At 46.2% G+C, this 9172-nt stretch carries 6 protein-coding genes; 4 read left to right on the forward strand and 2 right to left on the reverse strand.

Annotation, left to right across the window (positions count from 1 at the left end):
* Positions 1 to 308: 308 nt before the first annotated feature.
* Complete coding sequence (locus CIK87_RS12970; RefSeq protein ID WP_094387517.1) at positions 309 to 2621, reverse strand: penicillin-binding protein 1A; 2313 nt, start codon at positions 2619 to 2621, stop codon at positions 309 to 311.
* A gap of 117 nt (positions 2622 to 2738) precedes the next feature.
* Between CIK87_RS12970 and pyrB the strand changes: the two genes are divergently transcribed.
* The 3 genes from pyrB to glyA all read left to right on the forward strand — a co-directional run bounded on the left by pyrB (position 2739) and on the right by glyA (position 5523).
* A complete protein-coding gene (pyrB, locus tag CIK87_RS12975; protein ID WP_094387518.1) occupies positions 2739 to 3686 on the forward strand; it encodes an aspartate carbamoyltransferase in 948 nt (315 codons plus the stop codon).
* Positions 3687 to 3688: 2 nt separating this feature from the next.
* Positions 3689 to 4144, forward strand: coding sequence for an aspartate carbamoyltransferase regulatory subunit (locus CIK87_RS12980; RefSeq protein ID WP_094387519.1), 456 nt, complete (start codon positions 3689 to 3691; stop codon positions 4142 to 4144).
* A 98-nt stretch (positions 4145 to 4242) separates the two neighbouring features.
* Positions 4243 to 5523 carry a serine hydroxymethyltransferase gene (gene glyA, locus CIK87_RS12985; protein WP_094387520.1) on the forward strand — a complete coding sequence of 427 codons (1281 nt, stop codon included), beginning with the start codon at positions 4243 to 4245 and terminating at the stop codon, positions 5521 to 5523.
* Positions 5524 to 5715: 192 nt separating this feature from the next.
* Here glyA and upp read toward each other — a convergent pair whose 3' ends face one another.
* The gene (gene upp, locus CIK87_RS12990; RefSeq protein ID WP_022309532.1) at positions 5716 to 6375 is read right to left on the reverse strand and encodes a uracil phosphoribosyltransferase; all 660 of its coding nucleotides are present in this window, start codon (positions 6373 to 6375) and stop codon (positions 5716 to 5718) included.
* 868 nt (positions 6376 to 7243) lie between these two features.
* Here upp and pckA point away from each other — a divergent pair.
* On the forward strand, positions 7244 to 8845 hold the full coding sequence (pckA, locus tag CIK87_RS13000) for a phosphoenolpyruvate carboxykinase (ATP) (RefSeq protein WP_094387522.1): 1602 nt from the start codon (positions 7244 to 7246) through the stop codon (positions 8843 to 8845).
* Positions 8846 to 9172: the final 327 nt, after the last annotated feature.

Raw genomic sequence — 9172 nt, forward strand, 5'->3', positions numbered from 1 at the left:
ACTCTTCTGTTTATCTTAAATCTTTCAAAGAACTCTTTCTTCAGCGCTCAGGAGAAGTGTTTCATTCTCGAAAGCGGATGCAAAGGTATAGCTTTTTTCAACACAAACCAAACATTTCAACAAAAAAGTTGAAAATATTTTTCACCTATTGATTTATATCAACCAAAATGATGGCCCTGGGGACTATATACCTTATTATATATTATATAGGGAGACTAACCGCCATAATTCATACAAAATGCCGAACACTTCAAAAAGATATAAAGCCATCTGCTCTTATATCCGCAGATGGCTTTATCAGTCACTCATCACTCAAAGACTTCCTCTATGTCATTTGACCCAGTTTCGTCAACTTCTTTTACACACGAGTTGAAATTTTCGGGAATATCAAAATCGACATCAGGCGAATAGCCCAAATCCTTATTCCTATACACCTTCTTCATATAGTAAGCCCAAATGGGCAGTGCCATAGAGGCACCCTGTCCGAGCGCCATCGAATCGAAATGGATGTCTCGGTCCTCGCCACCTACCCAACAGCCGCTCACCAACTGGGGCGTGAAGCCCATAAACCAGGCATCTGAGTTACGGTTGGTGGTTCCGGTTTTTCCTCCAATAGGTCCCTCGACATTAAACTTATACCTAATTCTTCCACCAGTACCGCCATCGATTACGCCCATCAGTTCTTCTATCATTTTATAGGCACTTTCAGAACTAATCACCTCGTTCATACGAGGCTGGAAACGTGCCACCACATTTCCCTCTGCGTCCTCTATCTTGGTCACGAACATTGGAGCACAGCGTATACCGCTATTGGCAAACGTAGTATATGCACTCACCATTTCTGCCACAGATACATCGCATGGACCAAGGCAAAGTGCCATCGACGGATGTATGTCGGGATTGTTAATTCCAAAATCATGGAGCATTGTAACAAACTGCCGGGGATTAAGTTTACTCATAAGATAAGCTGAAACCCAGTTATTTGACTGAGCCAGTCCCCACTTAAGAGTAACCATCTCTCCATATCGCTTATGACTGGAATTACGCGGAGTCCATGGCTTACCTGCAACCATATATGTCTGCTGAACGTTTGGCACCAAATCACATGGGGTGAATCCATTCTCCATAGCCAAAGCATAGAGAAAAGGCTTAATGGTAGAACCCACCTGACGCCTACCGTCCATTGCCATGTCATACATGAAATGGTTGTAATTAAGGCCACCCACATAAGCCTTGACTGCGCCCGTATGCGCCTCCATGCTTACAAATCCGGCACGCAAGAATGACTTGTAATAACGAATGCTATCCATCGGCGTCATCACCGTATCAATATCTCCCTGATAAGAAAATACCGTCATGTCAGTTTTGGTCCGAAAGGCACGCCGAATTTCCTCTTCTGAAGCACCAGCAGCCTTCATGGCGCGATAACGTTCACTCTGCTCCATTGCCTTTCGCATAATGCGCTGCACCTCCTTAGGCGTAAGTTTATCTGTAAACGGTGCATTGGGCTTTCTGCGATTTTCACGTGTGAACAAAGGCTGAAGATACTTGGCAACATGACCGTAGACCGCATCCTCCGCATACTGTTGCATGCGAGAATCTATGGTCGTGTAAACCTTTAGTCCATCAGTATAAACATTATAGTTTTCACCATCTTTCTTATAGTTCTTATTACACCAGCCATAGAGCGGGTCGCTTACCCAGGCAATCGAATCAAGAACATACTGACGTCGATTCCAAACAGGATATTTGTCTGGTTCAGGCCGAGACGCCATCATATATTGACGGAGGAATTCACGGAAATATGTGGCGGTTCCATCTTTTTGATCCGTCCGATGAAAGTCAAGCCTGATTGGCTCTGCGCAATATTTGCGATACTCATCATCCGTAATATAACCGGCCTTGCGCATTTGCGAAAGCACCACATTACGACGCTGCAAACTTCTATCCGGATATCTTACCGGGTTAAACAAAGAAGGGTTCTTGCACAAACCTATCAACAGTGCAGCCTCAGTTATAGTCAAGTCCTTGGGCTCTTTATTAAAATAGGTATTGGCAGCCGTCTTGATTCCCACGGCGTTATGGAGGAAATCAAAATAATTAAGATACAAGGCTATTATCTCTTCCTTGGTATAGTTACGCTCAAGTTTGACGGCAATCACCCACTCTATCGGCTTTTGCATAAGACGCTCGGCGGTAGAATGAGCCACCTCGGTATAGAGCTGTTTAGCCAACTGTTGTGTAATGGTAGAGCCTCCGCCAGCACTTTCACGCCCGAGCAGTCCACGCTTGACGATGGCACGGCAAAGGGCAATAAAGTCAATACCAGAATGATCATAGAAGCGGGCATCTTCAGTAGCAACCAGCGCCTTGACCAAGTAGGGCGACAGATTATTATACGCCACGGGAATACGATTTTCCCGGTTGAAGCTCCACGTGCCAAGCACCTTGCCGTCCGAAGAATAGACCTGCGTGGCAAATCTATTAATAGGATTCTGCAGCTCGTCAATGGGAGGCATATACCCTATCCATCCATTCCAAATTGCCGTAAACACCACTGTCACGGCCAATACCGAACAGCCCAAAAGAGCCCATAAAATATGTACAACCTTTCTTCTCATACAATGCATTGAAAAAATATCTGCAAAAATACGATTTTTTATGGCAACAAAGGACAAATATTTGAAAATTATGTGTAACTTAGCACTCAATTTAGAATAATACATTCTTCAACACATATGGAAAGACATAATTTTGTGACGATCGAAGACCTTTCCAAAGAAAAGATACTATACCTCTTGGAAATGGCAAAGGAGTTTGAGAATCATCCTAACAGAGAATTGTTAAAAGGAAAAGTAGTGGCTACGCTTTTCTTTGAACCATCCACCCGCACCCAACTTAGTTTTCAAACCGCTGCCAATCGCCTTGGAGCCCGCGTTATTGGTTTTTCTGACGCCAAGACTTCAAGTACAACAAAGGGCGAAACTCTTAAAGACACCATTCTTATGGTATCCAACTATGCTGACGTGATTGCCATGCGCCACTCTATAGAAGGAGCTGCACTTTATGCAAGCGAAGTAGCACCAATACCTATTATTAATGCTGGAGACGGCGCCCACATGCACCCTTCCCAGTGTCTGCTCGACCTCTATTCGATATACAAGACCCAGGGTACTCTTGAAGATCTCAACATCTATTTGGTCGGTGACTTGAAATATGGCCGCACGGTCCATTCCCTCATAACTGCCATGCGCCATTTCAACCCCACATTCCACTTTATAGCCCCCAAGGAACTGGCGATGCCCCAAGAGTACAAGCTCTACTGCAAAGAGCATAACATCAGATACCAAGAGCATACGGCTTTCAACGAGAAGGTAATTGCAGATGCCGATATCCTATATATGACGCGCGTACAAAAGGAGCGTTTTTCCGATTTGATGGAATACGAGAAGGTCAAGAATATCTACATTCTCAACCGAGACATGCTCAAATACGCCAAGGAGAATATGAGGATACTCCACCCGCTGCCCCGCGTCAACGAGATTGCATACGATGTAGATGACGACCCACATGCCTACTATATACAGCAGGCCAAAAACGGACTCTACGCCCGCGAAGCCATCTTCTGTCATTGTCTCGGAATCACCCTTGACGACATCAAAAACGACAAGACTATAATAGAATAATCATGGCAAAGAAAGAAATGTTAGTTACTGCCATTGAGAATGGCACCGTAATAGACCATATACCTGCAGAGAAAACCTACAAAGTGGCAAATCTGCTCAAGCTCGACACCCTGACCACCCCTGTAACTATAGGCAACTATCTGGAGTCAAAGAAAGTAGGACACAAGGGAATCATCAAGGTATCCGGGAAGTTTTTCACCGATGCAGAGATCTCCCAATTATCAGTACTGGCTCCTAATGCCGTGCTCAACATCATCAAGGACTACGAAGTTGTAGAGAAAAAGACCGTAGAAACTCCTGACGAACTGCGGGGTATCGTGAAATGCAACAATCCTGTATGCATCTGCAACAACGAGCCCATGCTCACCATCTTCAACGTAATAGACAAGGCTCACGGCATCATCAAATGCCACTATTGCGACAAGGAGCAAGAACTGAGCAAAGTAAAGTTATGCTAATTCCAATAAAAAAATAATGTTTCATAACCAACACAATTCCCATCAGAGTAAGTTGGGCTCACTCTCCTTCTGGAGGAGAGGACGGGAATACTAATAATATGGAAAGAGACCAAATAATATTCGATCTCATCGAGAAGGAACACCAGCGCCAGCTAAAGGGCATGGAGCTCATCGCTTCCGAAAACTTTGTCAGCGACGAGGTTATGCAAGCCATGGGCAGCTATCTTACCAATAAGTATGCTGAAGGTCTGCCCGGACATCGCTATTACGGCGGTTGCCAGATTGTGGACGAAGTGGAGAACATTGCCCGCGAGAGAGTCAAGAAACTCTTTGGCGCCGAGTTTGCCAACGTGCAGCCCCACTCTGGAGCCCAGGCCAATGCAGCAGTATTATTAGCCATCCTCAAGCCTGGCGACACCTTTATGGGACTCAATCTGGACCACGGAGGCCACCTTTCTCACGGTTCACGCGTCAACACATCTGGTATTCTGTACAACCCAATTGGCTATGAACTCAACCGAGAAACAGGCCGTGTCGATTATGACGAGATGGAGCGCCTCGCATTGGCACACAAGCCAAAGCTCATCATCGGCGGAGGCTCTGCCTATAGCCGCGAATGGGACTATGCCCGCATGCGCAAGATTGCCGATGAAGTAGGCGCACTGTTTATGGTAGACATGGCCCATCCCGCCGGACTCATTGCAGCCGGACTGTTGGACAACCCTGTAAAATATGCACACATCGTAACCACTACCACCCACAAGACCCTTCGCGGTCCACGCGGCGGTGTAATCCTGATGGGCAAAGACTTTGAAAACCCATGGGGCATCACTACCAAGAAGGGCGAAGTGCGCATGATGAGCTCCCTGCTCAACAGCGCCGTATTCCCCGGCACCCAGGGCGGACCTCTCGAGCACGTTATCGCAGCCAAGGCTGTTGCGTTCGGCGAAAATTTGCTCCCATCATGGAAAGAGTACGCCACCCAGGTCAAGAAGAACGCTGCGGTATTGGCCGACGACCTCATCAGCCGTGGTTTTGACATCGTAAGTGGTGGTACCGACAACCACTCAATGTTGGTAGACCTGCGCCCCAAATATCCCGAGTTGACCGGCAAGGTCGCCGAGAACGCATTGGTCGCAGCCGATATCACCGCCAACAAGAACATGGTGCCCTTTGACACTCGCAGCGCATTCCAGACATCCGGAATTCGCCTGGGTACAGCCGCATTGACCACACGCGGTGCCAAGGAAGACATGATGCACCTGGTCGCCGAACTGATAGAAGAGGTGCTCAACGCTCCCGAAGACGAACAGGTTATCGCCCGCGTACGCGAGAAAGTAAATGAGACCATGAAGGCTTATCCACTTTTTGCATACTAAGCAACCGCCCTATACAATATAGAAATCTCCCTCTGTCACACCAAGTGGCGAGGGAGATTTCTTTTTGCTTCAATCGAGAAATTACAAATCGCATCGTAATGCCCTCAAGGACGAGAACATTACGATGCGATCATCTTTGCAGTAAAGCATCAGCAAAGTCGAGACAATCAGATGATTGCCAACATATATTCCTTACAACTTGCTGCCGTAGCACAAGTCACCGGCATCACCGAAACCTGGCACAATATACTTGTGGTCGTTCAGGCCTGGATCAATGGCTGCACACCAGATAGTTGTCTTTTCCTCGGGGAAAGTCTTCTTGATATGCTCTATTCCCTCTGGTGTCGCAATGACACAAGCTACATGGATACGCTTTGGAGTACCCTTGGTAAGGAATGCCTTGTAGCCCAGCTCCATACTGCTTCCTGTCGCCAGCATCGGGTCAGCTATAATAATGTTCTTTCCCTCAATGCTTGGCGTAGCAAGATACTCTACATGCACACCCACTTCATGATGTTCCTTGTCTACATATTCACGATAAGCCGAAACGAAAGCGTTGCCGGCATGATCGAATATATTAAGGAATCCATTATGGAAAGGAAGACCTGCACGGAAAATTGTGGCGAGCACAATCTTGTCTGTAGGCACGTTGACCGTAGATACACCTAACGGGGTTGTTACCTCACAAGGGGCATAATCTAATGTTTTGGAAATCTCGAATGCTTCAAATTCGCCAATACGCATGATGTTGTTACGAAAAAGCAATCGGTTGTTCTGATAATTGACATCTCTCATCTCAGCCAGATATTGGTTGATAATGGAGTTCTTCTCACTTAGGTTAATAACTTCCATCGTTTAGTTTTTGCTTGCAAAGGTAGTGTAAACCCGAGAAAAAACAAAGGAAAACCCGCGATATTTTTCTGTTTTTCCTGCATTTATGTTCTCGGGGTGCCAACACCCTCCTTGCCATGACCGCGACAAGGCAAAATTGTAACCAGCACACAATTATCACACCCTTGCTGCCCATTAACCCATAGTCCCATTCCGAACCACAGCATATTGCATTATTGTCAGAATTAACATTAACGTATATTCTACACACATTCGCCAGTTCCCGACCAGCCATCGAAACGTAGTTCTTGCCATCTACCACGAACTTCTTTTTAGAATGCAAAACAATCAATGCAGGGTTGGCAACAACAAATGCAAAACCTGAAACAAGTAAATCACCCCACGAATTCAGATTATATGCCATCACCTTCGACATCATTATACCAAACCGACTATCGGCGCAGACATCCTGCTGCAAAAAGCCCACTTAACGGCACATAAAACTATCTTGTTGCCACCTGCCTATACGCTTATTTCACATTATAGCTAACCTCTACCCCACCCAGCTCCACGATAACCTGCCATAAGAGCCTCCCGCTCATATCATCTTTCAAGATTATGGCCCCAACTATATCAATCACGTATGTAAAACTCATTTTTTTTGCAAACTCCGTATAGCAAAAAAAGCGGGCAATGTATAGTTTTTCAATTCTTTAACCTAAAATATCTAACTAAAGAGTATTTTTGTCGTTTTTCGGTTGGGCATTATCCGTTTTTTGCTTAATTTTGCGTCGTCTAAGAGTGGATATTATCTATAGATAAGTCCACGTTAGTGCAATTGACAACAGAAATTAAACAGACCATATAAATTTTTAAAACAACAACAAAAATGGCAAATTTAGATTTAACTAAGTATGGCATTACAGGTGCTACAGTAATCGCCCACAATCCTTCTTACGAGCAGTTGTTCGAGGAAGAGACCAAGGCAGGACTCGAGGGTTTTGAAGTTGGCCAGCAGACCGAGCTCGGCGCTGTCAACGTTAAGACTGGTATCTACACCGGTCGTTCGCCTAAGGACAAGTACATCGTAATGGACGAGAACTCTAAGAACACAGTATGGTGGACCTCTGAAGAGTATAAGAACGACAACCACCCCATGTCTGAGGAAGTATGGGCTACGGTTAAGGGCATCGCCAAGAAAGAGCTTTGCAACAAGAACCTCTATGTAGTAGATGGTTTCTGCGGCGCCAACAAGGACACCCGTATGGCTGTTCGTTTCATCGTTGAGGTTGCATGGCAGGCTCACTTCGTAACCAACATGTTCATCCGTCCTACAGCTGAAGAGCTTGAGGCATTCGAGCCCGATTTCGTTGTTTACAACGCATCTAAGGCTAAGGTAGAAAACTATCAGGAGCTGGGTCTGCACTCAGAGACCTGCGTTGCTTTCAACGTAACATCTAAGGAGCAGGTTATCATCAACACATGGTACGGCGGTGAGATGAAGAAGGGTATGTTCTCTATGATGAACTACTTCCTCCCCTTGAAGGGCATCGCTTCTATGCACTGCTCAGCAAACTGCGACAAGAACGGCGAGAACACAGCTATCTTCTTCGGTCTGTCAGGCACTGGTAAGACCACTCTGTCTACCGATCCTAAGCGTCTGCTCATCGGTGACGACGAGCACGGATGGGACGACAACGGCGTGTTCAACTTCGAGGGTGGCTGCTACGCTAAGGTTATCAACCTCGACAAGGAGTCAGAGCCCGATATCTACAACGCTATCCGTCGCGACGCTCTCCTCGAGAACGTAACTGTTGATGCTAACGGCAAGATCGATTTCGCTGACAAGAGCGTTACCGAGAACACTCGTGTTTCATACCCAATCTTCCACATCAACAACATCCAGCCAGGTTCTTCAGCACCCGCTGCTAAGCAGGTTATCTTCCTGTCTGCTGACGCATTCGGCGTGCTGCCTCCCGTTTCTATCCTGACTCCCGAGCAGACTCAGTACTACTTCCTTTCAGGATTCACAGCTAAGCTCGCTGGTACAGAGCGCGGCATCACAGAGCCCACTCCTACATTCTCAGCTTGCTTCGGCCAGGCATTCCTCGAGCTGCATCCTACAAAGTATGCTCAGGAGCTGGTTAAGAAGATGAAGAAGAACAACGCCAAGGCTTACCTCGTAAACACTGGCTGGAACGGCACAGGCAAGCGTATTTCTATCCGCGACACCCGTGGTATCATCGACGCTATCCTGAACGGTGACATCGACAAGGCTCCTACAAAGCAGATTCCTATGTTCGACTTCAAGGTGCCCACAGAGCTCCCCGGAGTTGCTACAGAGATTCTTGATCCTCGCGACACCTACGCTGACGCAACTCAGTGGGAGGAGAAGGCTAAGGACCTCGCTGCCCGCTTCATCAAGAACTTCGCTAAGTACACAAACAACGAAGCTGGCAAGGCTCTCGTTGCTGCCGGTCCAAAGCTCTAATCTTTAGAACTTACAAACCCAGTATATCAAGAGGCCATTCCGTATCGGAGTGGTCTCTTTTTTTTATTAACGACCGCTTCAACGCCCCATTGATGCCCATAAGCAGGGATAGCTTCTTTATAATAAATGTTAATGGAATCTCTGGCATTTCCGCCCCATTTCTCCCCTTCACGGTATCAAGATTTTCATTAGTTCTTAATAACCTGAGTTCGGGATAAGAAAGTCTCTATAAAAGTTGGTAATCTCAATAATTTTTAGTACCTTTATGGTTGTAAATCAATTAGTTATAAAGTAAAAGGATACTATAGTTATGGAGATTACCAAGGA

The sequence above is a fragment of the Prevotella sp. P5-64 genome (assembly GCF_002251285.1).
Classification (GTDB): Bacteria; Bacteroidota; Bacteroidia; order Bacteroidales; family Bacteroidaceae; genus Prevotella.

What these genes read in the sequence shown, in the direction of transcription:
- CIK87_RS12970 (WP_094387517.1), bottom strand. Translation starts at nt 2,621, where the DNA reads ATGAGAAGAAAGGTTGTACATATTTTATGGGCTCTTTTGGGCTGTTCG.
- glyA (WP_094387520.1), top strand. Translation starts at nt 4,243, where the DNA reads ATGGAAAGAGACCAAATAATATTCGATCTCATCGAGAAGGAACACCAG.
- upp (WP_022309532.1), bottom strand. Translation starts at nt 6,375, where the DNA reads ATGGAAGTTATTAACCTAAGTGAGAAGAACTCCATTATCAACCAATAT.
- pyrB (WP_094387518.1), top strand. Translation starts at nt 2,739, where the DNA reads ATGGAAAGACATAATTTTGTGACGATCGAAGACCTTTCCAAAGAAAAG.
- pckA (WP_094387522.1), top strand. Translation starts at nt 7,244, where the DNA reads ATGGCAAATTTAGATTTAACTAAGTATGGCATTACAGGTGCTACAGTA.
- CIK87_RS12980 (WP_094387519.1), top strand. Translation starts at nt 3,689, where the DNA reads ATGGCAAAGAAAGAAATGTTAGTTACTGCCATTGAGAATGGCACCGTA.